28 protein-coding genes are annotated in these 26,667 nt (G+C 69.6%); 14 read left to right on the forward strand and 14 right to left on the reverse strand.

What is annotated here, in order from left to right; genetic code table 11:
* Nucleotides 1-43 precede the first annotated feature (43 nt).
* From obgE to BM360_RS12430, 3 genes are read left to right on the forward strand one after another with little or no spacing between them, the layout of a single operon-like run.
* On the forward strand, nt 44-1,078 hold the full coding sequence (obgE, locus tag BM360_RS12420; protein ID WP_093315054.1) for a GTPase ObgE: 1,035 nt from the start codon (nt 44-46) through the stop codon (nt 1,076-1,078).
* A 10-nt stretch (nt 1,079-1,088) separates the two neighbouring features.
* The gene (proB, locus tag BM360_RS12425) at nt 1,089-2,207 is read left to right on the forward strand and encodes a glutamate 5-kinase (RefSeq protein ID WP_093315056.1); all 1,119 of its coding nucleotides are present in this window, start codon (nt 1,089-1,091) and stop codon (nt 2,205-2,207) included.
* Entirely contained in the window at nt 2,204-3,106 is a 903-nt protein-coding gene (locus BM360_RS12430; protein ID WP_093315058.1) for an NAD-dependent epimerase/dehydratase family protein, read from the forward strand. The genes proB and BM360_RS12430 overlap by 4 nt, the downstream gene beginning before the upstream one ends.
* A gap of 6 nt (nt 3,107-3,112) precedes the next feature.
* Here the strand turns inward: BM360_RS12430 and BM360_RS12435 are convergent, their stop codons facing one another.
* Entirely contained in the window at nt 3,113-3,634 is a 522-nt protein-coding gene (locus BM360_RS12435; protein WP_165611300.1) for a Pycsar system effector family protein, read from the reverse strand.
* A 98-nt stretch (nt 3,635-3,732) separates the two neighbouring features.
* On the opposite strand from BM360_RS12435, the gene BM360_RS12440 reads away from it, so the two are divergent.
* Genes BM360_RS12440 through BM360_RS12450 form a run of 3 tightly spaced genes read left to right on the forward strand, consistent with a single transcriptional unit; the run spans nt 3,733 to nt 7,262 of the window.
* Entirely contained in the window at nt 3,733-3,975 is a 243-nt protein-coding gene (locus BM360_RS12440) for an acyl carrier protein (RefSeq protein ID WP_093315060.1), read from the forward strand.
* Entirely contained in the window at nt 3,972-5,231 is a 1,260-nt protein-coding gene (gene spt / locus BM360_RS12445; RefSeq protein WP_093315062.1) for a serine palmitoyltransferase, read from the forward strand. The genes BM360_RS12440 and spt overlap by 4 nt, the downstream gene beginning before the upstream one ends.
* A 54-nt stretch (nt 5,232-5,285) precedes the next feature.
* Nucleotides 5,286-7,262 (forward strand): ATP-binding protein, encoded by a 1,977-nt coding sequence (locus BM360_RS12450; RefSeq protein WP_093315064.1) that lies wholly within the window; start codon nt 5,286-5,288, stop codon nt 7,260-7,262.
* Nucleotides 7,263-7,266: 4 nt separating this feature from the next.
* Here BM360_RS12450 and BM360_RS12455 read toward each other — a convergent pair whose 3' ends face one another.
* Genes BM360_RS12455 through BM360_RS12465 form a run of 3 tightly spaced genes read right to left on the reverse strand, consistent with a single transcriptional unit; the run spans nt 7,267 to nt 9,709 of the window.
* A complete protein-coding gene (locus BM360_RS12455) occupies nt 7,267-8,175 on the reverse strand; it encodes a PIN domain-containing protein (RefSeq protein WP_093315066.1) in 909 nt (302 codons plus the stop codon).
* Nucleotides 8,176-8,219: 44 nt separating this feature from the next.
* Nucleotides 8,220-9,191, reverse strand: a complete 972-nt coding sequence (locus BM360_RS12460; RefSeq protein ID WP_093316028.1) for a diacylglycerol/lipid kinase family protein — start codon at nt 9,189-9,191, stop codon at nt 8,220-8,222.
* 5 nt (nt 9,192-9,196) lie between these two features.
* Nucleotides 9,197-9,709, reverse strand: a complete 513-nt coding sequence (locus BM360_RS12465) for a DUF2141 domain-containing protein (RefSeq protein WP_093315068.1) — start codon at nt 9,707-9,709, stop codon at nt 9,197-9,199.
* 120 nt (nt 9,710-9,829) lie between these two features.
* On the opposite strand from BM360_RS12465, the gene lptF reads away from it, so the two are divergent.
* Nucleotides 9,830-11,044 (forward strand): LPS export ABC transporter permease LptF, encoded by a 1,215-nt coding sequence (lptF, locus tag BM360_RS12470; protein ID WP_093315070.1) that lies wholly within the window; start codon nt 9,830-9,832, stop codon nt 11,042-11,044.
* Nucleotides 11,041-12,135, forward strand: coding sequence for an LPS export ABC transporter permease LptG (gene lptG, locus BM360_RS12475; protein WP_093315072.1), 1,095 nt, complete (start codon nt 11,041-11,043; stop codon nt 12,133-12,135). The genes lptF and lptG overlap by 4 nt, the downstream gene beginning before the upstream one ends.
* A gap of 13 nt (nt 12,136-12,148) precedes the next feature.
* Here lptG and BM360_RS12480 read toward each other — a convergent pair whose 3' ends face one another.
* Entirely contained in the window at nt 12,149-13,231 is a 1,083-nt protein-coding gene (locus tag BM360_RS12480) for a fatty acid desaturase family protein (RefSeq protein WP_093315074.1), read from the reverse strand.
* A 131-nt stretch (nt 13,232-13,362) separates the two neighbouring features.
* On the opposite strand from BM360_RS12480, the gene BM360_RS12485 reads away from it, so the two are divergent.
* Complete coding sequence (locus tag BM360_RS12485) at nt 13,363-14,514, forward strand: N-acetyltransferase (protein WP_423228908.1); 1,152 nt, start codon at nt 13,363-13,365, stop codon at nt 14,512-14,514.
* 32 nt (nt 14,515-14,546) lie between these two features.
* Here BM360_RS12485 and BM360_RS12490 read toward each other — a convergent pair whose 3' ends face one another.
* The 5 genes from BM360_RS12490 to BM360_RS12510 all read right to left on the reverse strand — a co-directional run bounded on the left by BM360_RS12490 (nt 14,547) and on the right by BM360_RS12510 (nt 19,742).
* The gene (locus BM360_RS12490) at nt 14,547-16,406 is read right to left on the reverse strand and encodes an ABC-F family ATP-binding cassette domain-containing protein (RefSeq protein ID WP_093315076.1); all 1,860 of its coding nucleotides are present in this window, start codon (nt 16,404-16,406) and stop codon (nt 14,547-14,549) included.
* A 101-nt stretch (nt 16,407-16,507) separates the two neighbouring features.
* A complete protein-coding gene (locus tag BM360_RS12495; protein ID WP_093315078.1) occupies nt 16,508-17,743 on the reverse strand; it encodes a dipeptidase in 1,236 nt (411 codons plus the stop codon).
* Nucleotides 17,740-18,408 carry a glutathione S-transferase family protein gene (locus BM360_RS12500; protein WP_093315080.1) on the reverse strand — a complete coding sequence of 223 codons (669 nt, stop codon included), beginning with the start codon at nt 18,406-18,408 and terminating at the stop codon, nt 17,740-17,742. Before BM360_RS12500 ends, BM360_RS12495 begins: the two co-directional genes overlap by 4 nt.
* Nucleotides 18,405-19,244, reverse strand: coding sequence for a methyltransferase domain-containing protein (locus tag BM360_RS12505; RefSeq protein WP_093315082.1), 840 nt, complete (start codon nt 19,242-19,244; stop codon nt 18,405-18,407). Before BM360_RS12505 ends, BM360_RS12500 begins: the two co-directional genes overlap by 4 nt.
* 42 nt (nt 19,245-19,286) lie before the next feature.
* Nucleotides 19,287-19,742, reverse strand: coding sequence for a DUF6456 domain-containing protein (locus tag BM360_RS12510; protein ID WP_093316030.1), 456 nt, complete (start codon nt 19,740-19,742; stop codon nt 19,287-19,289).
* Nucleotides 19,743-19,844: 102 nt separating this feature from the next.
* Here BM360_RS12510 and BM360_RS12515 point away from each other — a divergent pair, with 102 nt between their 5' ends.
* The gene (locus BM360_RS12515) at nt 19,845-20,411 is read left to right on the forward strand and encodes a helix-turn-helix domain-containing protein (RefSeq protein ID WP_093315084.1); all 567 of its coding nucleotides are present in this window, start codon (nt 19,845-19,847) and stop codon (nt 20,409-20,411) included.
* On the opposite strand, the gene BM360_RS12520 is transcribed toward BM360_RS12515, so the two are convergent.
* Nucleotides 20,408-20,908 (reverse strand): 3'-5' exonuclease family protein, encoded by a 501-nt coding sequence (locus tag BM360_RS12520; RefSeq protein WP_093315086.1) that lies wholly within the window; start codon nt 20,906-20,908, stop codon nt 20,408-20,410. The two genes, BM360_RS12515 and BM360_RS12520, sit on opposite strands and share 4 nt — an antisense overlap.
* Nucleotides 20,909-20,960: 52 nt before the next feature.
* Between BM360_RS12520 and BM360_RS12525 the strand changes: the two genes are divergently transcribed.
* A complete protein-coding gene (locus BM360_RS12525) occupies nt 20,961-21,656 on the forward strand; it encodes an extensin-like domain-containing protein (RefSeq protein ID WP_093316031.1) in 696 nt (231 codons plus the stop codon).
* 55 nt (nt 21,657-21,711) lie between these two features.
* Here BM360_RS12525 and BM360_RS12530 read toward each other — a convergent pair whose 3' ends face one another.
* The 3 genes from BM360_RS12530 to BM360_RS12540 form a co-directional block, all read right to left on the reverse strand.
* Nucleotides 21,712-22,257, reverse strand: a complete 546-nt coding sequence (locus BM360_RS12530; RefSeq protein WP_242653471.1) for a CHAP domain-containing protein — start codon at nt 22,255-22,257, stop codon at nt 21,712-21,714.
* A 114-nt stretch (nt 22,258-22,371) separates the two neighbouring features.
* On the reverse strand, nt 22,372-22,920 hold the full coding sequence (locus BM360_RS12535) for a hypothetical protein (RefSeq protein WP_093316032.1): 549 nt from the start codon (nt 22,918-22,920) through the stop codon (nt 22,372-22,374).
* Between the two features lie 218 nt (nt 22,921-23,138).
* Nucleotides 23,139-23,429, reverse strand: coding sequence for a hypothetical protein (locus BM360_RS12540; RefSeq protein WP_242653472.1), 291 nt, complete (start codon nt 23,427-23,429; stop codon nt 23,139-23,141).
* Nucleotides 23,430-23,577: 148 nt separating this feature from the next.
* Here BM360_RS12540 and BM360_RS12545 point away from each other — a divergent pair, with 148 nt between their 5' ends.
* The 3 genes from BM360_RS12545 to galE all read left to right on the forward strand — a co-directional run bounded on the left by BM360_RS12545 (nt 23,578) and on the right by galE (nt 26,621).
* Nucleotides 23,578-24,735 carry a sensor histidine kinase gene (locus BM360_RS12545; RefSeq protein ID WP_093316034.1) on the forward strand — a complete coding sequence of 386 codons (1,158 nt, stop codon included), beginning with the start codon at nt 23,578-23,580 and terminating at the stop codon, nt 24,733-24,735.
* A gap of 23 nt (nt 24,736-24,758) precedes the next feature.
* Nucleotides 24,759-25,538: a LytR/AlgR family response regulator transcription factor gene (locus BM360_RS12550; protein ID WP_093315090.1), complete on the forward strand. Its 780-nt coding sequence runs from the start codon at nt 24,759-24,761 to the stop codon at nt 25,536-25,538.
* Nucleotides 25,539-25,604: 66 nt separating this feature from the next.
* A complete protein-coding gene (gene galE / locus BM360_RS12555; protein WP_093315092.1) occupies nt 25,605-26,621 on the forward strand; it encodes a UDP-glucose 4-epimerase GalE in 1,017 nt (338 codons plus the stop codon).
* Nucleotides 26,622-26,667: the final 46 nt, after the last annotated feature.

Consider the following 26,667-nt stretch of genomic DNA (forward strand, 5'->3'; position numbering starts at 1 on the left):
AACTTAATCGCATTTCGCCCCGCCTTCCGCTATCGGGCGCTCCATGCATTTCCTCGACCAGGCAAAGATCTTCGTCCGCTCGGGCGCGGGCGGCCCCGGAGCCGTCAGCTTCCGCCGCGAGAAGTTCATCGAATATGGCGGCCCCGACGGCGGCAATGGCGGCAAGGGCGGCGACATCGTGTTCGAAGCGGTGCCCGGCCTCAACACGCTGATCGACTTCCGCTACACCCAGCACTTCCGCGCGCCCCGCGGCTCCGGCGGCGCCGGCTCCAACCGCACGGGCGCCGGCGGCGACGATCTCGTCATCAAGGTGCCCGTCGGCACGCAGGTTCTCGCCGACGACGAGGAGCGCACGCTGCTGCTCGACCTGACCGAGCCCGGCCAGCGCGTCGTCTTCATGCGCGGCGGCGACGGCGGCCGCGGCAACCTGAGCTACAAGACCTCCACCAACCGCGCGCCGCGCCAGCACGGCACCGGCTGGCCGGGCGACGAGGCCTATGTCTGGCTGCGGCTGAAGCTGCTGGCCGACGCGGGCCTCGTCGGCCTGCCCAATGCCGGCAAGTCGACCTTCATCAACGCGGTCACCAACGCGCAGGCCAAGGTCGGCGCCTACCCCTTCACCACCACGCGCCCGCAGCTCGGCGTCGCAAGCCGTCACGGGCGCGAGTTCGTCATCGCCGACATTCCCGGCCTGATCGAGGGCGCGGCGGACGGCGCCGGCATCGGCGACCGCTTCCTCGGCCATATCGAGCGCTGCCGCGTCCTCCTCCACCTCGTCGACGCCTCGGGCGACGATCCGCTGGATGCCTATGCCATCGTGCGGGACGAGCTGGAGGCTTACGGCGCAGGGCTGGAGGACAAGCCCGAGATCGTCGCCTTGAACAAGATAGATGCGGTCGAGCTAAAGGACGTCGCCAAGCTCCAGAAGAAGCTGGCCAAGGCGAGCGGGGCGGAGGTGCTGCTGCTCTCGGGCGCGGCAGGCACCGGCGTCGACGCGGCGCTCGATCGCATCGTCGAGGCGCTCGGGCCGCTCCAGTCGCCGGCGGCGCAGAGCGGCGGCGAATGGTCCCCCATCTAGCGCGCGCCTGATGCCCCGCCGCTTCGCTCCCGCCGCCTGCCCGCGGCTCGTCGTCAAGATCGGCTCGGCGCTGCTGGTCGATCCCGCCGGCCATGTCCGTCGTGACTGGCTGGCCGGGGTCGTCGCCGATCTGGCGGCGCGAGCGCGGGCCGGGCAGCAGGTCGCGGTCGTCTCGTCGGGCGCGATCGCGCTCGGCGCGCGGCGGCTGAAGCTGCCCAAGGGAGGCCGCGCCAGCCTTGAGGATGCGCAGGCCGCCGCCGCGACCGGCCAGATCGCGCTGTCGCACTGCTGGGCCGAACTGCTCGGCGCCGAGGGGCTGACCGCCGCGCAGATGCTCGTCACGCTCGACGATCTCGAGGATCGCCGCCGCTATCTCAATGCCGCCTCCACGCTCGACCGGCTGCTGTCGCTCGGCGTCGTGCCCGTCATCAACGAGAATGATTCGGTCGCCACCGAGGAGATCCGCTTCGGCGACAATGACCGGCTGGCCGCGCGGATCGGTCAGGCGGCGGCGGCGCAAGGCGTCGTGCTGCTGTCCGACGTGGACGGTCTCTACACCGCCAATCCCGGCCGCGATCCGGACGCTGCCTTCATCCCCGAAATCACCCGCATAGACGCGCGCATCCGCGCCATGGCGGATGGCGGCTCGGCCTCCGGAATGGGCTCGGGCGGCATGGTGTCGAAGCTTGAGGCGGCGCGGATCGCCACCTCCGCGGGCGCGCATCTCGCCATCGTCTCGGGCAAGCGCGATCGGCCGCTGGCGGCGTGGGAAGCGGACGGTCGCGGCAGCGTGTTCGTCGCGGCCGCCCGCGCCCGCTCCCGCAAGGCGTGGCTGGCCGGGCGGCTGACCGCGCGCGGCGTGATCCGGATCGACGCTGGCGCCGCCGCTGCTCTTGCCGCGGGCAACAGCCTGCTGGCGGCGGGCGCGCTGGTCGTCGAAGGACGCTTCGCCCGCGGCGACGTGATCGACATTCACGGGCCCGAAGGCCGGATCGCCCGTGGCCTGGCCGAATATGATGCGGCCGACGCCGCCCGCATCGTCGGCCGGCGGAGTGACGCGCTGGCGGCGATCCTCGGCTACGCGCCCAGATCCGCGATGGTCCACCGCGACCATCTGGTGCTGCTGTGATCCTCGCGCTGACCGGCGCCACCGGTTTCGTCGGCGGCCACGTCCTGCGTGTCGCGCTGGATGGCGGGCATGAGGTGCGCGCGCTGACCCGCCGTCCGCAAATGCCGCACCCCGGCATCACCTGGGTCGAAGGCACGCTGGCCGACGCGCCCGCGCTGGCGCGCTTGGTAGAGGGGGCGCATGCGGTCATCCACGTCGCCGGCGTGGTCAATGCGCGTAACCTGGCGGGCTTTCGCGCGGGCAATGTCGCGGGCACGCAGGCGCTGCTCGATGCCACGATCGGCACCAGCATCGATCGCTTGGTATTCGTCTCCTCGCTCTCGGCGCGCGAACCCAGCCTATCCGATTACGGCACGTCGAAGGCCGAGGCGGAGACGCTGGTCGAAACGGCGCCGCTCGGTTGGGTGATCGTCCGCCCGCCAGCAATCTACGGCCCCGGCGATCGCGAGATCCTGGAGCTGTTCCGCATGGCCAAGCGCGGGATCGTCGCGCTGCCGCCGGGGGGGGGGCGGCTGTCCGTCATCCATGCCGAGGATCTCGCGCGGCTGCTGCTCGCGCTCGCCACCGCGCCGACGCCGCGCCACCGCATCCTTGAGCCGGACGACGGCGTGGCGGCAGGCTGGAGCCATGGCGATTTCGCCCGCGCCATCGGTGCCGCGGTCGGTCGCCGTGCCGTGCCGGTGGCGCTGCCGCGGCCGCTGCTGCGGGTCGCCAGCCTCGCCGACGGGCTGGTCCGCCGGGGTGCCGCCAAGCTCACCGCGGACCGAGTGCGCTACATGTGCCATCCCGACTGGGTCGTGCGGACGCGCCCCGATCCAGCGCTCTGGCAGCCGCAGATCGCCACCGCGGACGGCCTGAAGGCGACCGCCGACTGGTATCGCGACAAGGGCTGGCTCTAGGGCGGCTCAGCCCTGCGTCAGCGCCCACTGCACGACAAACGCGACGAAGCTGAGCGTCAGCCCGACGAGGAAGATGCGGTAGGCATATCCGAGAAAGCGATACTTCTTGCGCGCCAGCACCACCCCGTTCTGGTACATGTCCCGGATCATCGTGCGGTAGATGTCCGGCTCCGCCGTCAGCTCGCCCACCACCCGGCGGACATAATCTTGCTCGCTCAGCTGCGTGAACGAGCCGAAGAACAGGAGGTTGATCGGCCCTTGCGGCGGCTTGGTCGCCGGCAGGATCGCCAGCACCGCGAACACCGCCGCGAAGAAGGCGAACGCGCCCAGGATCAGCAGCGGCAGCGGCGCGTGGCCGCCGCGCGACTGGCTGATTGTGATCGTGAAGATGACGAAGGTGGCGCCCATCAGGATCGACGCCTTCTGATCCGCCATCTGGCTGAGCGAGACGTGGATCTGCTGCCCGGTCCGCACCATGTGCATGGCGTGGACCCAGGTATCGTCGCTCATCTGAACCGGTTCGTTCATGCCCGCCCGCCGACAACGCTTCCTGCCCGCCTAACCGGAGCTTCTTTGCGCCGCAATCGCTTGGCAGGCACCATGCGCCCCCGCTAAGGATCGCCGCCATGACCGACAGGACCGAGACCTTCGCAAAGGTCGCCGCTGAAATCGAGCCCTTCAACAAGAAGGGCATCAGCCTCACCGATGCCACCACCTTCGCCGGCGATCTCGAATGGGATAGCCTGACCGTGATGGATTTCGTCGCAGCGGTAGAGGATGCGTTCGACATCACCATCACCATGAACATGCAGGCGGAGATCGAGACGGTCGGCCAGCTGGTCGATGCGGTGGAAAAGCTGAAGGCATGACGGACGCGGTCGAGACCCCCGACGCCGTCCGCCTGGGCGACGACGCCGCGCCCTCGCGCGATCTCTTCTCCAAGTTCGATCCGCTGATCGCCGAGCGGGAGGCGCTGCTCGCCACCGGCGTGCGCGATCCCTTCGCCATCGTGATGGAGCGGGTGACCAGCCCGACCGAGGCGATCATCCAGGGCCGCCGCACCATCCTGCTCGGCACCTACAATTATATGGGCATGACGTTCGATCCGGACGTTATTGCCGCCGGCAAGGCCGCACTCGACGATTTCGGTTCGGGCACCACGGGCAGCCGCGTGCTGAACGGCACCTACGATCCGCACAAGGATTGCGAAGCGGCGCTGCGCGAATTCTACGGCACCGAACATGCGATGGTCTTCTCCACCGGCTACCAGGCCAATCTGGGGATGATCTCCACGCTCGCGGGCAAGGGTGACTACATCATCCTCGATGCGGACAGCCACGCGTCGATCTATGACGGCTGCTGGCTGGGCAATGCCGAGGTGGTCCGCTTCCGCCACAATTCGGTCGAGGATCTCGACAAGCGGCTCGGCCGGCTGCCGAAGGAGGCAGGCAAGCTCGTCGTCCTCGAAGGCGTCTATTCGATGTTCGGCGATGTCGCGCCGCTGCCCGAGATGGTGGCGGTGGCGAAGAAGCATGGCGCGATGATCCTGTGCGACGAAGCGCATGGCATGGGCTTCTTCGGCGCGAACGGCCGCGGCGTTTATGAGGAGATGGGCGTCGCCGACGACATCGACTTCGTCGTCGGCACCTTCTCCAAGTCGGTCGGCACGGTGGGCGGTTTCTGCGTCTCCAACCACCCGAAGTTCGAAGTGCTGCGGCTCGTCTGTCGCCCTTACGTCTTCACCGCCTCGCTGCCGCCGTCGGTTGTTGCCACCGCCGCTGCCTCGATCCGCAAGCTGATGCACGCCGCCGACAAGCGCGCGCATCTGTGGAAGAACTCGCGCCGCCTGCACGCGGGCCTGCGCGAACTGGGGTTCAAGCTCGGCACCGAAACCGCGCAGTCAGCGATCATCGCGGTGATCCTGCCCGATCAGGAGCAGGCGGTCGGCATGTGGCAGGCGCTGCTGGAGCAGGGACTCTACGTCAACATGGCGCGCCCGCCGGCGACGCCCGCCGGCACTTTCCTGCTGCGCTGCTCGCTCTGTGCCGAGCATAGCGACAAGCAGGTCGGGGAAATCCTGACGATGTTCGCCGCTGCCGGACAGGCCGTGGGCTGTATCGGCTGAGCTGAGTCGGGCTGCCGGGAACCATCTGCGTTATTCCGGCATAGTCGCGTCCGCATGGCGACCGAACCGATCGTTGCCACGCGCGAAGGGGGGACCGGCAAGGTCTGGCGGCGCGGTGCTGCCACCGGCGGCGCGTTCGCCGCGGCCCTGCTCCTCATCGCGCTGGTGGTCCTTGTCGCGCTGTCGAACCGCGCGCGTGACGACGCGCTCGCGCGCGAGCGGCGCAGCTACGACGTGCTGCTCGTCATTCGCGGGCTCGACGCTGCCATGGCGCGTTCGGAAGCGGCGCTCGGCCGCTTCGTCATTTCGGGCGATCGGCGCACCGGCTTCCTCTACTTCGACGAATGGCGCCGCGCGGGCACGCAGCTGGAGAAGCTGCGCACCCTCGTCGCCGACGATCCCGCGCAGGCGCAGCGCGTGCGGGACCTCGCGCGCCTGTACCGCGAGCGTGGCGATGAGCTCGCCGCTCCCGCGACGCGCGCCACCTATCACCAGGGCTGGCCGGCGCTGTCGATGTTCTACGAGGCCGGCAAGGCGCTGACCATTCCGGTGATCGCCCGGCGGATGGAGGAGATCGCCGATCACGAGCGTGCCCGGCTGGGACGACTGTCCGATCTGGCGCAGCAGAAGGTCGAGCGATCCAACCGGCTGGCGCGCCTGCTATCCCTGCTCGGCGTCGCGCTAGTGTTCGTCGCGGGCGTGCTGGTGTGGCTGGCGGTCGAAGCCTTTGGCCAGCGCGCTTCCGCCCGCCGCCGCGCGGACGAGGAGGAGATACGCGCCTTGTCGCTGGAGGCTGCGGTGGCCGAGCGGACGCGCGAACTGTCCGACGCCAATGCCGCCCTCCGCGCCGAGGCCGAGACGCGTGCGGCTGCCGAGGCACAATTGCGTCAGATCCAGAAGATGGAGGCAGTTGGCCAGCTGACCGGCGGCATCGCGCACGACTTCAACAATATGCTGGCGGTCGTCGTTGGCGGTCTCGATCTCGCCCGGCGGCGGCTTGGCACGCAGGCCCCCGATGCGGCCCGCCACCTCGACAATGCGCTCGAGGGGGCGAACCGCGCGGCCGCCCTCACCCGCCGCCTGCTTGCCTTTGCCCGCGCCGAGCCGTTGCTGCCCGAGGGGGTCGACCCGACGCGGCTGATCGGGGGCATGTCCGACCTGATCGATCGGACGCTGGGTGAGCGGATCGAGGTGGTGGTGCAGGCACCCGCCGCCCCCTGGCATGTCTGGTGCGATCCCGGGCAGCTGGAGAATGCCATCCTCAACGCCGCGGTGAATGCGCGCGACGCGATGGAGGGCGAAGGCCGCCTGACCATCGCGACCACCAACGTGACGCTGCGTGCCGGCGAGGTCGGCGACGCACCGGCGGGCGATTACGTGCGCATAGACATTGCGGACACCGGCTGCGGCATGCCGCCGGAACTCGCCGAGCGCGTGTTCGAGCCGTTCTTCACCACCAAGCCTGTCGGCAAGGGCACCGGTCTTGGGCTCAGCCAAATCTTCGGCTTTGCCCGCCAGTCGGGTGGAGAGGTAGCGATCCGCAGCGCCGTCGGCACAGGCACTACGCTGTCGCTGCTGCTGCCGCGCTACGAGGCCGTTGCCCCGGCGGTGGCGGCGCCCGTCGTGCAGCTCCAGCTGGCACCGACCGTCGCAGAACGCGGCAGCCGCGTGCTGGTGGTGGAGGATGATCCCCGCGTCCGTGGCGCAACGATCGGCGCGTTGGAGGAGCTCGGCTACCTGCCGATCGCCTGTACCAGCGGTGACGAGGCCTTGGCGCAGGATCTGGCGGGCGTTCGGCTCGTCGTCACCGACGTGGTGATGCCCGGCATGACCGGTCCTGCGCTTGCCGCCGAGCTTGCCCGCCGCGCGCCGGCGCTGCCGGTGCTGTTCGTCACGGGCTATGTCGGTGAGGCTGGCGATGCGGAGGATTTCCGTGGCCATGCCGTGCTGCGCAAGCCCTTCACCGTCGATCAGCTGGCGCGTGCCGTTGCCGAGGCGATTACATTGCCCCCGGCCGAGCGCGCCGCCTGATCGATCAGCGCACCGCACCGCCACGGATCAGCCGCGGCAGCAGCGTCAGGGCGCCAAGCAGCGGCCACCGCCGCTGCCACGGACGGATGGCGATCTGCGTGCCCGCGTGGCGATTGATCTTCCAGGCAAGGTAATCGATGCCGCCGGCATAGGTCAGGCTTGCCTTGGCGAGCTTGGCCAGCTGGCGACGCTTGCCGCGCCTGGCGATATGTGCCCAGCCTTCCGCCGCAGTGCGCCGATGGGCAGCGTCGAACGGCCCGGCCAACGCGGGTTCAGCGGCGAGAATCGCTTCGGCAAAGCGCGCATATCGCGCCGGATCGGCCTCGACGATCGAGCCCGAACGCCCCTTGCGCTCCGCCCTAAGCTCCGCACGGTAGGTCAGATCGAAAGCGGTGCGCCACAGGTCGAGCGGGTCGCCCTCGCCTGCCGGCACCATCGGCGCCGCAAAGCGCAGCAGCGTCGGTGCGGCGAGGGCCACTGCATCGGCAATCTCCACGCCAGCCTCCGTTGATGCCATCCAGGCAAGCCGCGCCGGCTGGGCGAAGCGTGCATAGGTGGAGGCATCATGCGCAGCCGGGCCGCATTCGCGACGCAGATGATCGAGGCTCAGCACGGCATATTTGGCCGCCAGCCCGCCGGCTTCGATCGGGAAGACATTGGGCGGCAGCAGCCGGTTCGCGACCGCCTGCCAGCGCTTGCCGAAGGCGCGGGCATAATCCTCGACGATCAGGTAGAAATCCAGCATCTGCCCGTCGAGGCCCTGCCCCTGCTTCCACAGGCAGGATCCGTAGAACAGCACCGCCAGCGATCCCGGATGGCGGCGTGCGACCTCGCCTGCGAGCGCCGCCACGCGCGGATCGACGGGTTGCGCCAGCTCGGCCGTGACGAGATCGAGAAGTGCGGAGCCGTCCATCGTCGAGCCGTTCCCCGGAACCGTCCGGGGGACAAGAGCGCCGCTTATGCCGCCAGCCGCAGGAACGGCACGGGCGCAGTCTGGCGGAGCACGATGGCGCGGTCCTTGTCCGCCGAGAAGATCTCCCCGTCGAGGATCACGCTGGAGCGCACGCCCTCGATCCGGATCTCATCCCCCTCGCCCAGATGGACGCCGTTCATCGTCTGCCGGCCAAGCTTGCCCGACACGCCCGCGAAGATCGCGCGGACAAGCGTGAACGGCCGGTGATCCACCAGCATCAGCTTCATGCCGCCCTGTCGCACCGTCCGCGTGCCGATCAGCATCCGCTCCAGCGTGGTGACGATCAGCAGCGAGAACCGGCCCTGATGCTGGCCCTGGCGCATCAGCGACACCTTCACGTGCCCCGGCCGTGGCGGCAGGAAGGCGGCGCGGATGCCGAAGATCAGCGATGCGATCACCGCCAGCGCCGTCAGCACATGGCTGAAGCCGTTGGGCAGCCCAAGCGGATAGACCTTCTGCCGGCAGAACAGGATCGAATCGGCCAGCCCCGCACCGCCGAGGAACATGCCCAGCACCGGCCGGGCATTGCCCTCGCCCTCGCCGTCATGGCTGAGCGCGATCAGTTCGCGCGTGATGACGTGCTTCTCCACACCCTCGCGCGCAATCTCCAGCACCCGCTCCAAGGCGGCGATGGGATCGCCCTCCGCGCCCAGATCGAGCGCGATCAGGTTGGTCTTGCCGTTGGGCAGCACCGCGACCGGCGGCGGCGTATCGCCGAACCAGCCGCCGTGATGCAGCTCGGTCAGCGTCGTCTGGACCGTGCCGTCGCCGCCATTGACCACCAGCACCGCCGGCTTAACCCGGGCGATGGTGCGCAACGCCTCACCGATCTGGCTCACATCCTCCACCTCATAGTGGAAGATGTCGGAGCGCTGCGCGCAGAAGCTGCGCACGCGCGGCAGCAGCGCGCGATTGCCCGTCGAGCGCGGATTGGAGAGGAGGGCAACGCGCGCCATGCCGGTCATCCCTCGCGCCTCACCGGCCCGATCGACAGACCCTGGCGATAGTTCAGCCGCACATCGACCGTGCGCGTGCCGGCACCGACGCCGACCACGACCTCTTCATATTTCGGCTTGTAGGAGAACAGCGACAGCTTGGGATTGCGCGAGAAGCCGCCGCCGTCGTTCCAGCCCGACTTGCCCGAGCCGTCGATGTCGTGACGTACCGCCACCGCGTAATTGCCGGCCTTCGGCAGCGCCACGCACACCTCCATCGCACCGCGCGGCGTGACCGGCAGGTCGATGCGCTTCAGCTTGCGCCCCTTCTCGAGAAAGTCGTCCGGGTTCGAGCCGTAAATCTGCACGCGCAGGCCGCCCGTGCGCGCCTTGAACCCGTCCACCCGCACCAGCACCGCCGGTACATTCGCTTCCGCCCGGCAGGCAGGCGCCTCCGGCCCGAGCACCGCGGCGGCCGCGGGCATGCCGAGGGCGACCAGCCCTGCCGCCGCCATCGTCCAACCGCACCTTTTCAGCATGACCGATCTACTCCCGGCAGCTATAGCCCCCGCGCGTCGCGCAGAGGTCACAAACCCCCTTGTCGTCGATGCAGGTGGGCCGCGATTGCGGCGAGAACATGGTGGCGGGACGTCCGTATCTTGAAAATCGCCAGCCTCACGGATCGTTACATCGCCCGCCTGATCTTCGTGCCGCTGATGGGCACGCTGCTGCTGGCGGCCATGCTGCTGATCCTCGACCGCATGCTGCGCCTGTTCGAGTTCGTCGCGCAGGAGGGCGGACCGGTCTCCGTCGTCTGGCGGATGCTGGCGAACCTGATCCCCGAATATCTCTCGCTTGGCATTCCGATCGGGCTGATGCTCGGCATCCTGCTCGCCTTCCGCAAGCTGGCGCTGTCGAACGAGCTGGACATCTTCCGGGCGGTGGGCCTCAGCTACGGCCGGCTGCTGCGCGTGCCCTACATGTATGCGCTGGCGCTGGCGGTCGTGAATCTCGGCATCGTCAGCTACGTCCAGCCCTGGGCGCGCTATGGCTATGAGCGGCTGCGCTACGAACTGCGCTCGGGCGCGCTGGGCGCCTCCATCAAGGTCGGCGAGTTCACCAAGCTTGGCAAGCGGATGACGCTCAGGATCGAGAAATCGGCTGCCGGCGGGCGCGACCTGACCGGCATCTTCGTCCGTGCCGAGGGCAGCGACGGCAAGTCGCTCGCCGTCACCGCCGAGCAGGGGACGTTCCTGGCGACGGATGATCCGAACACGATCATCTTCCGCCTGCGGAACGGCACGCTCGTCCACAATGCACCGAGCTTCCGTGCCCCCCGCGTGCTCGCCTTCCAGCGGCACGATCTGCCGATCGACCTGCCGAAGATGGAATCCTTCCGCCAGCGCGGCGGCCGCGACCGGGAGCTGACCATTCCCGAGCTGGCGCGGGACGCGAAGGCTGCGGGCACGCCCAAGCGCACGTCCAACGAGCTGCGCGCCGAGTTCCACTACCGTCTGGTCGAGGTGGCGGCCATGTTCGTGCTGCCGCTGCTGGCGGTCGCGCTGGCGGTGCCGCCGAAGCGGTCCTCGTCCGCGCTCGGCGTGTTCCTGTCGATCGTGCTGATCGTCACCCAGCACAAGATCAACGAATATGCGCAGGATCTGGGCGATCGCGGCGGCGTGGATCCCGCAGTCGCCTTGTGGGTGCCGTTCCTGCTGTTCGCGGCGCTGAGCTGGTGGCTGTATCGAACGCTGGCGCATGTGCCTGGCGGGCAACCGATCGGTGCGCTGGAACGCTGGGCATCGAAGGCCATGGCGGGCGTGCGTCGCGGCATTGCGCGCCTGTTCCGCCGCGGCGGGGGAGCGAGCGCATGAACATCGCCTTCTTCCCCTCGGCGACGATCACCCGCTACATGGCGCGGCGCTTCCTCATGACGAGCGCGTCGGTGCTCGGCGCCCTGGTGCTGGTGCTGCTGACGCTCGATCTGCTCGGCGAATCCGGCAAGGTGCTGGCCTATCGCGGCAATGGCGATGCGGAGCTGTGGCGCTATGCCGGCTTGCGGCTGCCGCAGATCATCCAGCGTTTCCTGCCCTTCGCGGTGCTGCTGGGCACGCTGATCTGCTTCGCCAGCCTCAACCAGAATAGCGAGATCATCTCGATGAAGGCGGGCGGTGTCTCCGCCCACCAGATCCTCGCGCCGCTGGTGCTTGCCAGCCTCGGCATCGCGGTCGCCTCCTTCGCGTTCAACGATCGCATCGTCTCGCGCGCCACCGCTGCCTTGTCGGCGTGGGAGGCGGCGGATTACGGGCCGGTGCCGCGCGATCGGGGCATCGTTTCCAACGTCTGGGTGCGCGACGGTGACGACCTGATCCATGCCGACACCGCGTCGGGCCGGGGCAATGCGGTGCGTCTGACGGGCGTCACCGTCTATGAGCGGGATGGCGGCCGGCTCGTGTCGATCCTGACCGGGGCGCAGGGCGTCCGCGCGGGCAGCGGCTGGCGGGTCGCGCAGGCAAGCCGCTTCGACGTCGCCTCGGGCAAGGTCATCGCCGTGCCGGCGGCCGAGATCGGCCGCGGCATCACGCCCGACCGGTTCACCCTCGCCGATGTCGATCCCGAAGGCCGCTCCTTCATCGGCCTCGCCGATGCGATCGACGAGCTGGAGAAGGCGGGCCGCCCGGTCGGGGCGCTCCGCTCGGTGCTGTGGCACAAGATTTCGGGGCCGCTCTCGGCCGTGCTGATGCCGCTGCTCGGCGCGGTGGCGGCGTTCGGGCTTGCGCGATCCGGGCGGCTGTTCGTCCGCCTCGTCATCGGCATGGGGCTGGGCTTCGCCTATTTCGTGGCGGACAATTTCGCCCTCGCCATGGGCAATCTCGGCGCCTACCCGCCGCTCCTCGCGGCATGGGCGCCGTTCGTGCTGTTCCTGCTGATCGGCGAGACGATCCTGATCCGCACCGAAGAATGAGGCCGCGCGGGGCTCAGCCCCGCAGCGTTCCCCGCACCAGCCGCGCCACCAGCTGCGGCAACCCCGGATGGTTCGCCGCATGATAGGGCGAGTCCGCGCCCAGCGCCGTCACCAGCCGGCGGTGCGCCGCGCCGAGCCGGTGATAGGGCACGCTCGGCAGCAGGTGATGCAGCGCGTGGTAGCGGAGGCCGACCGGCGCCCACAAAGCGGGCAGCAGCGTCGGCGGCGGCACGTTGACCGAGTCGAGATATTGCGCGGTCACGCTCATCGCCTCGCCCTCATTCTCCCAGAGATGCGCGACGAGGGTGCGGATCTGGTTGACCACCATCATCGCCGAGGTGACGCCCAAGCCGATCAGGAAGGCGCGGAGCGGCAGCGTGCCCGTCGCCACCAGCAGGACGAGCGCGATCGCCCACAAGCTCGCCCCCGCCTCCTGCCAGCGCCACTGCCGGGCAAGCGCGCCTTCGGGCGGGCGGCGGCGAAAGGCGGGGTTGATCGCCAGCGCCGAGTAACGCGCCACCACCGTGGCGCGCAGCCGCGGGCTGAGCAGCGACAAGGGCGTCAGCACCGCGAAGCGGAAAATTAGCGCGATCGGCGCGAGGGCTGCGGTCAACACGAACAGCGGCACCGTCCACGGCTTCATCCGGGCGAGCGGCAGATATTCGGGGTCGTCGATCGTGCCATAACGCGTGCGGGCATGGTGCAGCGTGTGCACGCCCTCATACATGAAGGACGGCGCCAGCAGCGGCACGCCGACGGCAAGATTCCAGCCGAGGCGGAAGCCGCGCAGCTGCGCATGCTTCACGTGCGTCAGCTCATGAATGAAGCTGCCCGCGCGGTAGAGCGCCAGCGCCGCGACGACGCCCGCCCCCCACGCCGCCGCACCGTGCAGCAGGATCGCAGCCACCAGCGCGGCATAGCCGAGCGTAGCGGAGGCGAGCATGTCCGCCCAGAAGATGCGCGGATCGGGCGCGGCGAAATCGCGCGCCGCCTCGGCCGCGACACGCAGCAGCGCAGCATCGTCGCCACCGCGCGGACGGCCGCGGGCGGGCGCCGCTGCGCCAACGTCGCGGGGGGAAAGGGTCGTGCTGGTCATGGGGTGCCTAAGCCCCAAGATAGTGGCAGCATCGCGGCGTTGCCAGTCCGTGTCTGGCCAGCGCTTGTCGAACCCGCGGCCTTGGCCTAGCCGCGGGATTGCTCGACCCCGCCGCTCTCCGGAGGATTATCTTGACCGCGATCACCATCCGCCCCGTCGCCGGCAAGGCGGATCGCAAGGCGTTCGTCGATCTCCAGTTCCGCCTCTATGCGGACGATCCCGCCTGGGTGCCGAACCTGAAGGACGAACTGCTCGGCCTGATCACGCCGGGCAAGAATCCGTTCTTCGAACATGCCGAGGTCGAGCTGTTCCTCGCCGAGCGCGGCGGCCGGGTGGTCGGGCGCATCTCGGCCCATGTCGACCGGCTGTTCCAGCAAATGTCGCCCGAACAGGGTGGTGGCCCGGACATGGGCAATTGGGGCCTGCTCGAGGCGGAGGATGCCGAGGTCGGCGCCGCGCTGATCGCGCATGCCGAGGCGCGGCTGAAGGCGCGCGGGCTCAGCCGCGTGCTGGCGCCCATCTCCATGTCGATGTGGGAGGAGCCGGGCCTGCTGATCCAGGGCCACGATCATCCGCCGACGGTGATGATGGGCCACAACAAGCCCGGCTACGAAGCGATCGTCGAGGGTGCCGGCTACACGCCCGCCAAGGATCTCCAGACGTTCGAGCTGGACATCACCAACCAGTTCCCGCCCATCGTCCAGCGCATCATCGCGTCGGGCGAGCGCAACCCCCGCATCCGCATCCGCAAGGTCGACAAGTCCCGCTTCGCCGAGGAAGCAGCGACGATCCTGAACATCCTCAACGATGCATGGTCGGACAATTGGGGCTTTGTGCCTTTCACCGATGCGGAGATCGCTTTCGCCGGCAAGAAGCTGAAGCCGATCATCTTCGAGGATCTGGTGATGGTGGCCGAGGTGGACGGCGAGCCTGCGGCGTTCATGATGACGTGGCCGGACCTCAACGAGCAGCTGGCCGGCTTCGGCGGATCGCTGCTGCCCTTCAACTGGGTGAAGATGCTGCTGTGGATGCGCCGGCCAAAGGTGCGGACGATGCGCGTGCCGCTGATGGGCGTCGTCAAGCGGCTGCAGGCGACGCGGCTGGCCAGCCAGCTCGCCTTCATGATGATCGAATATATCCGCCGCGCCTCCGTCGCCGATTATGGCGCGACACGGGGCGAGATCGGCTGGATCCTGGAGGACAATCAGGGCATGCGCTCGATCGCCGAGACGGTGAACGGGCGGGTCAACAAGACCTATCGGATCTACGAGAAGCGGATCTGAGTCCCGCTCCTATTTCGTCACCCCGGCACGCGTCAGGCGCTGACGCCCTCCAGCGCCTCGCTCGCCTCCAGCCACCGCGCTTCCGCGGCGTCCAGCTTCTCCTGCACGTCGGCGCGGCGCTTCATCAGCTCGGACATGGCCAGCCCTTTGAGCGACGGCTCCGCGCCTGAGGGATCGAACATCGCGCGGTCGAGCGCGCTGCGGCGTTCGTTGAGCGCGGCGGTTTCCGCCTCGATCTCGCGGATCGCCTTCTTCAGCTGGCTGTCCCGCTCCTTCTGCGCGGCGGCCGCTTTCTTGTCGCGCTTGGCCTTGGCGCCGCCCGCCTTGGCCGGATCGCCTGCCAGCACGAAGGCGATATAATCATCGAGGCTGCCGTCGAAGTCGCGCGCGGTGCCGCCGTCCACCAGCACCAGCCGGTCGGCGGTCAGCTCCAGCATGTGGCGGTCGTGGCTGACCAGCACGACGGCGCCGGTATAGTCGTTCAGCGCCTGCACCAGCGCCTCGCGGGCATCGACGTCGAGGTGGTTGGTCGGCTCGTCGAGGATCAGCAGGTGCGGCGCGTCGCGGGTGATGAGGGCCAGCGCCAGCCGCGCCTTCTCGCCGCCCGACATCTTGCCGACCTTGCCCGTCGCCTTGTCGCCCGAGAAGCCGAAGCGGCCGAGCTGCGCGCGCACCGCGGCCGGCGTCGCGCCCTTCATAGTCCGCGTCATATGCTCCAGCGGCGTGTCGTCGGCGTCCAGCTCCTCCACCTGATACTGGGTGAAATAGCCGACCTTCATCTTGCCGCTGGCGTTCATCGCGCCTTCCATCGGCGCCAGTTGCGCGGCGAGCAGGCGGGCGAGCGTCGTCTTGCCGTTGCCGTTGCGGCCGAGCAGCGCGATCCGGTCGTCCGGATCGACGCGCAGGTTCAGCCGCTTGAGGATCGGCACCTCGGCATAGCCGACCGATGCGAGGTCGAGCGTGATGAGCGGGGGCCTGAGCTCGGAAGGGTTGGGGAAGCCGAAGGACAGCGAGGGATCGTTCGCCAGCTCGGCAATCGGCTGCATCTTGGCGAGCATCTTGGCCCGGCTCTGCGCCTGCTTTGCGGTCGATGCGCGGGCGGAGTTGCGCGCGACATAATCCTGCAGCTTGGCGCGCTGCGCATCCTGATTGGCCTTGGCGGCCGCCAGCTGCGCCATCCGCTCGGCCCGCTGCCGCTCGAACGCGTCATAGCCGCCGGGATAGAGCGTGATCTTGCCGTTCTGCAGGTGCAGGATGTGATCGACCACGTTGTTGAGGAAATCCCGCTCGTGGCTGACGACGACGATGGTCGCCTTGTAGCCGCGCAGGAAGTCCTCCAGCCACATCACCGCTTCGAGATCGAGGTGGTTCGATGGCTCGTCGAGCAGCAGCAGATCCGGCTGGCTGAACAGCAGGGCCGCGAGCGCGACGCGCATCTTCCAGCCGCCCGAGAAGCTGTCGAGCGGGCGGCCCTGCATCTCCTCGTCGAAGCCGAGGCCGACGAGGATGCCGGCGGCACGGGCGGGCGCGGTATAGGCGTCGATGGCGATCAGCCGCTCGTAGAGGTCGCCGAGGCGATCGGGATCCTCGCACGTCTCGCTCTCGGCCATCAGCGCGGCGCGCTCGGTATCGGCGGCGAGCACCGTCTCGAACGGCGTGGCATCGCCCGCGGGAGCCTCCTGCGCGATATAGCCGAGACGGGCGCCGCGCGGCATGTCCGCCGACCCGCCGTCCGGCTCCAGCAAGCCCGCGATCACGCGCACCAGCGTCGACTTGCCCGCACCGTTGCGGCCGATCAGCCCGACGCGGCTGCCGGGAGGCAGCGCGGCCGTGGCACCGTCGAGGATCGTGCGCCCGCCGAGGCGGACGGTGACGTTGGACAGATTCAGCATGAGCGCGCCCTTACCTCATGCCGCGCCGCAACAGAACCGTCTCATTCGCGGCGACGCTGCGTTCCGGCGAAGGTCACGAAAGTCACACCAATGGCGCAACTTCATTGCGTGGGCGTCACATCCTCCATCGCCGGCGGGACATCCTTCATCGCCGCGGCCACCGCCTCCGCCCGCGCCATCACGCGCAGCACGTTGCCACCGGACAGCTTGGCGAGATCCGCATCGCTCCAGCCGCGGCGGGCGAGTTCGACGAACAGCAGGGGATAGCCGTCGACGCCGCGCATCCCTTCCGGCCCGGTGCCGTCGATCCCGTCATAATCGCCACCGATGCCGACATGATCGCGCCCTGCCACGCGGGCGATATGCTCGACATGATCGGCGAGGTCGGCCGGCGTGACGCGCGGGACCGCATGGGCATTGTCCCATGTGGCGAGCGCCGCAGCCGCCGCGGCCGCATCGCCCGGATAGAGCGCCTTCAGCCGTGCCTCCTCGCCCGAGCGCGCGGCCGACCAGTCGCGATAGGCGCGCGAGACGAAGGCGGGATAGACGTTGACCATCACCACGCCGCCATTGGCCGGCAGCTTCGCCAGCACGCTGTCGGGCACGTTGCGCGGATGATCGTTGACGCCGCGTGCACCCGAATGGGAGAAAATCACCGGCGCCTTCGTCGCGGCGAGCGCATCGAGCATCGTCGCTTCCGACACATGGCTGAGATCGACGATCATGCCGATCCGGTTCATCTCGCGCACCACCGCCACGCCGAACGGCGAAAGGCCGTCGTGGCGCGGCGCATCGGTGGCGCTGTCCGCCCAGTCGGTCGTCTTCGAGTGGGTCAGCGTCATGTAGGCGACGCCGAGCCGGCGATAGAGCCGCAGCGTGGCGAGGCTGCCGCCGATCTGCGCGCCACCTTCCACGCCGATCAGGCTGGCGATGCGGCCCGCCTGCTCGATCCGCCGCACGTCGGCCGCGGTGCGGGCGAATTCGAACGTGTCCGGCCAGCGCGCGACGAGGCGGTGGACGATGTCGATCTCCTCCAGCGTGGTGCGGATCGCCTCGTCCCCACTCAGCGTCGCCGGGATCCACACCGACCAGAATTGCGCGCCGACATGGCCGCGCCGGAGCCGGGCGATGTCGGTCTGCAGCGGCGCGGCGAGCCGGTCGGTGCCGGCGCGCAGGTCCACCGCCTCCACCCGCCGGCCGTGATTGGCGCGCAGCTCCCACGGCAGATCGTTATGCCCGTCGACGATGGGGGTCCGCGCCAGCACCTTGTCGACCCGCGCGGCGAGCGCCGCATCGCCAGGCGCGGCGGCGAGCAGCAGCGCAGCGGCGAGGATCATGCCGCCCCCCTCCCCCGCACCTTGGCGAGCAGCCGCGTCTCACTGTCGACGACGCCGGCGAAGCTCGGCCGCGCGAGGATCGGGCGGACCCAGGCGGCGACGCGCGGATAGGCGTCGGCCCAAGGGCTGCTGGCGCAATGATCGAAGTTCACGAACGGGCTGGCGACGGCGATATCGGCCAGGCTGAGGCTGCTGCCGACCAGCCAGCCGCCCGGCTCCGGCACGACGTCTTCCAGATAGGCTAGGATCCGCGGCAGATCGTCGCGCTCCGCCGCGTCCGCGTCGGCCGCATCGGCGATGGCGGGATTGCGCTGGAAGAGCGGCGCCACCACCCGGTTGAAGAACATGCGCCGGCCGACGCCGAACAGCTCGGTATCGGCGAACTCGTCCCACCAATAGACCGTCGCCCGCTCGCGCGGAGTCTCCGGGATCAGCTTGGCGCCCGGGGCCACGCCGTCGAGATAGGTGACGATCGCGGTCGAATCCGCGATCGAGAAATCGCCGTCGACCAGAGCGGGCATCTTGGCCAGCGGGCTGGCTGCGCGGAAGGCGGGATCGGGATCGCCGAGCAGGATCGCCTTGTTCTCCAGCGCGACGCCGCGTTCGGCGGCGAAGGCGATCACCTTGCGGACAAAGGGGGAAAAGCTGCTGCCGTAGAGGATCATGCGGATCTCCGCTCGAAGGTGAAGATGATGTAGCGCATCGCGCCGCTGCGATAGGCCCAGATCAGCCGCGGCACGCTGAGCGCAAAGGCGCGGTCACGGCCATGCCGCAGGACGCGCCGGGCGGCGGCGTCATGCGTCAGGCGGACGAGGAAGCGGCGCAGGCAGATCGTCCAGGTGCGCGCCACGCGGTCGCTGACATCCTGCGCCTTGACCGGCCCGAAGCCGGCGGCCTCGGCCATGGCGACATATTCGCCCTCGGTGCCCATGCCGGGCAGGCGGCCCTCGCGGCAGATCGGTTCGAGCAGGTGATCGACCTGCCAGCGCGTCGGCCTGTCCGCCGCGATCCAGGCGCAGACGACGAAGCGCGCGCTCGGCTTCAGCACGCGCGCCGCCTCGGCGAAGAAGGCGGGCTTGTCGGCGATATGCTCGCTGCTCTCGATCGCATAGGCGCCGTCGCGGTTCGCGTCGGGCAGGCGATTGTCGAGCCAGTCGCGGACGTGGAAGGACAGGCGCGCGTCGCCCCGCGCCGCTGCCACCGCAACCTGCGCCGGCGACAGGCTGAACCCCGTCACGCGCGCGTCGAACCGTCTGGCGAACAGCGCGGCGGTGGCGCCATAGCCGCAGCCGATATCGACCAGCGCCTCGCCGCCGCGCAATCCCAGCCGATCGGCAACGGCGAGGCTCAGCGCCTCGGTCGCCTCCTCGCTCGTCTCGCGACCGCTGGTCCACAGCCCATGGTGGACATGCTCGCCCCAGACGGCGCGGTAGATGTGATCGAGCTCGTCATAGTGGCCGGCCACGTCGGCAGGCGATTGGCGGGTGCGCGGCTCGATCATGCCCCCGCTTATGATATGGAAACGGGCCCAAGCGCCAGCGGATCACGGCAGGCGGTAATGATCCGCCAGCCGATCGAGCGCGAGGCCGAGCACCAGCTTGCCCGCCCGCTTCGGCCAGCCGAGCCCGCGCTCCGCCGCCTCAAGCCCCTCGCCCGCGCAGACGATCCGCCACAGCACGTCGTTGAGACCCGCGCCGACCGCGCCAAGCGCCGCATCGAAGCGGCGCCTGGCATCGATCTGCGCCAGCGTCGGATCGCACGCATCCGGCGCGCCGCGGGCGGCGGCGGGCGCCGCATCCCAGCGCATCGTGACATGCGCGGCGAGGCCGGCGCGCTCGTAATCCCCGCGCAGCCGCCCGCCGGCCTCCGCCTGCCGGGCGGTGAGGTGCCCCCGCGCGGCGAGCCATGCCAGCGGCGATTCGGCGAGATTGACCGTCACCGACCGGGCAGCACGCCCGCCTGCCCCGGTCGCGATCGTCCGTTCCGCCAGCCTGCGCATCCGCTGCTCCTGTTCCATCTTTGCGAATCGGCTTGCCACGGCGGCGATGATGTTGGAAAGGAGATAACCGATCCGGTTACGGGCAGAGACAGGAGGGGGCCGATGATCACCCGCATTCGCGAGGTCCGCCGTGCCAAGGGGATGACCTTGGCCGAGGTGGGCGCGGCGTGCGAGCCGCCGACCACCGCCCAGACCATCGGGCGGCTGGAGACGGGCACGCGCACCGTGTCGGTCGGCTGGCTGAACCGCATCGCGCATGCGCTGGGCGTGGCCGCAGGCGACCTCGTCGAGCTGCCCGAGCAGGCGGACCTGCCCGTCGCTGCCCTGCTCGGCCGCGATGGCGCGCAGGCGCCGCGCCGGGCGCAGGTGGCGACGCCGCCGCAGGTGCTGCCCGGCATGGTCGCGGTGACCGTGGATGCGGGCGTCGGCGATTACCGCGCGGGCGACGTGCTGTGGTGCGAGCGGCTGGGCGGCGACGCGCTGGCGCAGGCGCTGAACCGCGACCTGCTGGTGCCGCTGGCAGCGGGGCGCTTCGCCTTCGGCCGGCTGCTCGAAATCGGCGGCGACGGCGAACTCAAGCTCTTGCCCCCCGCGGCGGGTGCCAAGCCGCAGGCGATCCCCGCACCCGCCTGGGGTGCCGTCGCGCGGACGCTGGTGCGCGCGGTCTAGCCCGCCAGTTCGCGCAGCCGCAGCCAGAAGCGACGTTCGCGCGCGGCATCGGCAACGGCACGATGCGCCACCTCCCACGTCGCCGCCTCCGCCTTCGCCTGTGCCAGCAGCGTATCGGCATCGGCGCGGCCGGCAAGCACCTCGGCCCACGCCGCCTCCGTGTCGCGCAGGCGGAGCGCGTGGCGCGGCTGGCCGGCGGCGCGGAGCAGAAGGCTCAGCCACTTGCCGTCCCACGACGGCGCGCTTGCCATCAGATCATGCCCGGCGAGCTCGTCCAGCATGCGTGCGGCGACCGTCTCGACCGGCTCGCCCTCCGCCTCGAGCCTTGCGCGCGGCAGGCGGTGGATCGCCTCGGCGGCGTCGTCCCACTCGTCCCAGCCGGGCGCAGGGCGGATGAGGTGCGCCTCCTCGCGCCCGTCCTCCCACACCCAGCCGACCTCGACCGGAAAGCCGTGGCGGCCGAGCGATGACGCCTCGAAATCGAGAAACACCTTCATGGGCGAAGCAACGCCGGGGATCGCGGGCGAGGTCCGTCGCGTTCGGGGAGCGATGCTGCGTCTGCTCCTCCTCCTCATCCTCGCAGGCGCGGGCTGGTTCGGCTGGACGCTGTATCAGGCGCGCGAGCGGGAAGGCGCGCTCGATCTCGGTGCGCCACCCGGCCTGCTGGACGGGCGCCGGCTGACCGGGCTGACCGGCGACTTTCGCGGGTGCCGGGCGGCGCTGGAGCGGGCCGGCGTGCGCTACACCGCGCTGGCGCCGGTGCGCGCCGGCCATTGCGGCTATGCGGACGGCGTGCGGCTGAGCGGCGGCGCTGCGACGGTGAAGCTGGCACCCGCATCGCTCGGCACGTCCTGCGCGGTGGCGGCAAGCCTAGCGCGGTGGACGTGGGATGCGGTGCAGCCGGCGGCGGTGCGACACTTCGGCACCACCGTGGTCTCGATCGAGACGTTCGGCAGCTATTCCTGCCGCCGCCTCTATGGCCGGCGCGAGGGCGGCTGGAGCGAACATTCGACCGCGGATGCGATCGACATCGCCGGCTTCCGCCTCGCCGACGGGCGGCGCATCACCGTGGCGGGGGACTGGCGCGGCGAGGATGCTGCGGCCCGCTTCCTCCATGACGTGCGCGACGGCGCCTGCCGCCTGTTCGCGACGACCTTGTCGCCCGACTACAATGCGGCGCACCGCGATCACCTGCACCTCGACCAGGCGGCGCGCGGCACCGCCGGCTGGCGGGCGTGCCGGTGACCCTCTCGTCGAGACCCTGATTCACGATCCGGGCGCTGCCCGGACCGATCAGGGTCTAACGGATCGTGTCGATCACGGAGCCGATGATGTCAGGATCGGTGCCCGTCAGCTCGGGCGAGGCATGGGCCAACTGCACCCGGGCGCCACCGGCCGCGCGGCCGTAGATGAAGCCATAGGTCGGGTAGGTGCTGCCGCCCAGGCCGTCATTCTGGTCGTACCAGACCTTGACGCGGCTCCAGTCACCCCGATCGGACACGTCGGTCATCGTCACGTCGCGCTCGATCTGCCCGCGCTGGCCGCCGATGCGCGACCAGTTGGCATGCGTCACCATGACGATGCGCGGATCGATCACGCGGCTGACCACCGCGACATGGCCGAGGCGCATCGCGCCGGCTGCCCGGAAGACGAGCACCGCGCCCACCTCCGGCCGGGCACCACGGGCATAGACGCCCTCCGCCTTGTCCCACCAGGACCAGGCATCGCCGTAGAGCCGGACGCCCGAAATGGCGCGCGCGAACGGCACGCATTCGCCCGTTCCCGGCGCGGGGCCGACCCGTTCCGCGCGGAGCGGCGCGGCGAGCAGGCCCAGACACAACAACACACACCCCGCTCGACGCATAAAGCACGCTCGCCGTAACCCAAGGAGTGGGGCGACCCTGCCGCCACCCGCTTAAGATTCGGTTTCGCCGCACCTCCCGCACGGCGACCCCCGGCGTCAGTTTGCGACGCGCGGCTCTCCCTTGTCGACCCATTCGGGGAAGAAGCTCGGCTCGCGATTCGACCATCCCGGCGCAGTCGCCGCGGCTTCGCTGATCGACTGGAGCAGCAGCCGGCGCTTGTCCGGGTGCAGGTGCGGCAGCGCGGCGGCGGCGCAGAAGGCGCCGGGCAGCCACGGCCGCACGGTGGCGCCGATCAGCCGCTCGTAGAGAAAGCGGTAGCTGCCGAAGGTGGGCAGGCGATCCTGACCGAGATCGAAGGCGGTCATGGTGACGAGCGGCGCCATGAACGGCTCCACCGCATCGAGTCCGCTATCATCGGGCACGTGATCGCGGAGATAATCCAGCCGCGTGTAGATGCGCGATTGCGCACGGATGCTGGCCGCCTCGCCGATGTCGCGCGACCAGCGCTTCACCGCATCCAGCCGGTCGAGCCCGATATCGAGCGAGCGGCGGATGTAGCGCTGCGTCGCCGCGCTGAAGCCGGCAAACTCCTTCATCTCGGCGAAGGTCATCGCGCCATGTGCGGGCTTCATTTGTGCAGCCATCATGCTCCCCTTGGCCTTGCGCCAACCCTGGACGGAGCGTCGCACGCGCATGGTAAACGCGCACTGAACCCGGCCGTGAAGCGGCACGATCGGATGGGATCATGAAGTCTGTTGCGGCGCAACATGGAAAGTGCGCCCGCGACGAGCGAGGCAGCGACGCTGCGGCATCGCTGCAACAGCGCACCCCGCCGCTCAGTGGAGCGACGGGGTGGCGGAGATCAGCCGTTCGATCCCGTCTGCTGACGCTCTTCGTCCGGATCGAAGCCGGTTGACGGTGCCGGATCCTTGCCCTTGCCGGGCTGCGTGTTGCTGGGCGCGTCGGAGCCGGGGAAGGTCTCGTCCAGCGCGACGTCGAGCTTGGCGTCCTCGTCCGACGGATCGCGCTTTAGCCGCTGCACGTCCTCGGCATCCAGCCCTTCGCGCAAACCGCCGGCCTTGTCCTCGACATGGCCGGGGTCCCGCGGCGCATCGGCCGCAATCTGATCGGTCGTCCTGTTATCCGTGGGCATGATGTGCTCCTCTCGGAAACAGAACGTCTCCGGTGGAGCCGCCGTTCCCTGTTACGTGACCGTAACGGTGGCTGAACTTTCGATGAATGTCGCCCCCGCTTCGACCGGACGCCGGGCGCGCCAGCCTGACCTGCGTTACAAGGTCTCGATGATTTCAGACGTCGCGTCGTCGCGTGAGGGCATCACGTCCCGCACCGCCATCCTGTCCATCCTCGGATTCTGGGCATTCCACTTCGTGATCGTCACGCTGCGCGCCGCGGTGCTCGGCTTCGACGATCAGCTGGAGATGCTGGTCCGTCGCGCGGTCGTCACCCTGGTCAGCATCGGCATCACCATGGTCGTCTGGCTGCTGCTGCGGCGGGTGCATGGCGCGCCGCTCAGCCGGCGGGTGGCGGCGGCCGCCTTGCTCGCCGTGCCCGCGTCGATCGTCTATTCCGCGGTCAACTACTACGTCTTCTACGATTTCGGCCTGCCCAAGAGCGTGGTCATCGCCAACAAGGCGGACGAGAAGACGCTGACCGTGCAGGTCGACATGACGCACGCCGACGAAAAGTCGCCGGTGATGGCGATCGCGGACAATGCCGCCAACGGCTATTTCTTCTTCGCCGCCTGGGCCGCCTTGTTCCTCGCGCTGACCTATGCCGCCGAGACGGGCCATGCCGAGCGCCGCGTCGCGCGGTTCCGCGCCGCCGCGCAATCGGCCGAGCTGCGCGCGCTCCGCTATCAGGTGAACCCGCACTTCCTGTTCAACACGCTGAATTCGCTCTCCTCGCTGATCATGACCGACCGGCGCGATGCGGCGGAGGCGATGGTGATGAACCTATCGACCTTCTTTCGCACCAGCCTGACGGGCGATCCGACCGAGGACATGCGGCTGTCGGACGAACTGCGGCTCCAGCGGCTCTATCTCGATATCGAGACGGTGCGCTTCCCCGAGCGCATGCTGGTCGACATCGCCGTGCCCGACGCGCTGATGGATGCGTGCGTGCCGGGCCTGATCCTGCAGCCATTAATCGAGAATGCGATCAAATATGGCGTGTCGCCGGCCCGCCGCGTGGTGCGGATCAGCGTGCGCGCGCGGGAGAGCGAAGGGCGGCTGGTGCTTGCGGTGGAGGACGACGGCGACGATAAGCCGACAGGTGCAACCATCGGCGAGCCTGGCGTGACGAACGGAATCGGCCTGAGGAACGTGCGCGAGCGCTTGGCGGCGCGGTTCGGCGACGCGGCGGACGCTGCCTGGGGCCGGCGCCCCGGCGGCGGCTGGGCGGTGGTGCTGACCATGCCGCTGGTCCGCAATGGCTGCTGAACAGTTCATCAGGCTGACCTGTCGTGGCTGCTGACGGCGCGGGCGCACCTCCCGTTCTCCGCACGCTCGTCGTCGATGACGAGCCGCTGGCGATCGAGCGTCTGCAGATCCTCTGCGCGCGCGAGCCGATGGTCGATCTCGTCGGCACCGCCGCCGATGGCGAGGCGGCGCTGCGGCTGGTCGAGGCGCTGGAGCCGGACCTGCTGCTGCTCGACATTTCGATGCCCGGCCTCGACGGCATGGGCGTGGCGCGCGCGCTGGAGAAGCGCACGCGCCGGCCCGCGGTCATCTTCTGCACCGCCTATGATCAGTTCGCGGTGGCGGCGTTCGACGTGGCGGCGGTGGATTACCTCCTCAAGCCCGTCGCGCCCGATCGGCTGTCCCGCGCGGTGGCGCGCGCGGCGGAGAAACTGTCGGGAGCGCCCGCGCCGGCCGCGCCCGAAACACAGGCGCCGGTGCCCGAGGCGCCCGGCTTCACCGAGGAATTCTGGGTGCCGCACCGCTCCGAAGTGGTGCGCATCGCCGCGCAGGACATCGACCGGATCGAGGCGGAGCGCGATTATATGCGTCTCCACGTCGGGCCCCGCTCCTTCCTGCTGCACCAGACGATCAGCGAGCTGGAGCGGCGGCTGGACCCGGCCCGCTTCATCCGCCTGCACCGCTCCACCATCGTCCGCCGCGACCGCATCGCCAAGCTGCGCCACGACGGTCTCGGCGTGTGGCATGCGGAGCTGAGCGACGGCGAGGCGATCCGCATCGGCCGCACCTACCTGCCCGCCGCCCGCGCGCTGATGGGGCGCTGACGCCGGGCCACAGCCTTCCGCGGCTGCACCTCGCATGATAGCAGCCGCCCCTCACGCGGAGGACCCATGACCGACACGAATCCGACCGACCGCCCGACCGTGCTCGTCACCGGCGGCGCAGGCTATATCGGCAGCCATGCGGTGCTGGCGCTCGGCGATGCGGGCTGGCGCGTCGTCGTGCTGGACAATCTGGTGACCGGCTTCCGCGAAGCGGTCGATCCGCGCGCCACCTTCGTCGAGGGCGCGATCGAGGACATGGCGCTGGTCGCGCAGGTGATCGCCGAGCATGGCATCGGCGCGATCATGCACTTCGCCGGATCGGTGGTGGTGCCCGAATCCGTATCCGATCCGCTCAAATATTATCGCAACAACACCGCCGCCACGCGCAACCTGTTGGAAGCCGCGATCGGTGCGGGCGTGCGCCACCTGCTCTTCTCGTCCACCGCCGCTACCTACGGCATCCCGCAGGCGATCCCCGTGGCGGAGGATGCGCCCAAGGTGCCGATCAACCCCTACGGCATGTCGAAACTGATGACCGAGGCGATGCTGGCCGACGTCGCCTTCACCCACCCGTTCAACTATGGCGCGCTGCGCTACTTCAACGTGGCGGGCGCCGATCCGCAGGGCCGCGCCGGCCAGTCCACCGCGGGCGCCACGCACCTCATCAAGATCGCCTGCGAGGCGGCGTGCGGCAAGCGGGCCCATGTGTCCGTCTATGGCAGCGACTATGCCACGGCGGATGGCACGGGCGTGCGCGACTACATCCATGTGGCGGACCTCGCCGCGGCGCACGTGCTGGCGCTGGAGGCGCTGATCGCATCGCCGGAGGAAAGCTTCACGCTCAACTGCGGCTATGGCCGCGGCTTCTCCGTGCTGGAGGTGCTGGACAGCGTCGAGCGGGTGTCGGGCGTCACGCTCGACCGGCGGATGGAGCCGCGCCGCGCGGGCGATCCCGATGCGCTGGTGGCGGACAATCGCGCGATCCTGGCCCGGTTGCCCTGGCGCCCCGCGCTCGCCGACCTCGACACCATCGTCGGCCACGCGCTCGGCTGGGAGCGGCAGCTGCGGCGCAACAGCTTCTGAGAGATTGCGTAGAAACAAGGTTCGATACGGATCTTACACAGACAAA

Source organism: Sphingomonas jatrophae (assembly GCF_900113315.1).
Lineage (GTDB): Bacteria > Pseudomonadota > Alphaproteobacteria > Sphingomonadales > Sphingomonadaceae > Sphingomonas_P > Sphingomonas_P jatrophae.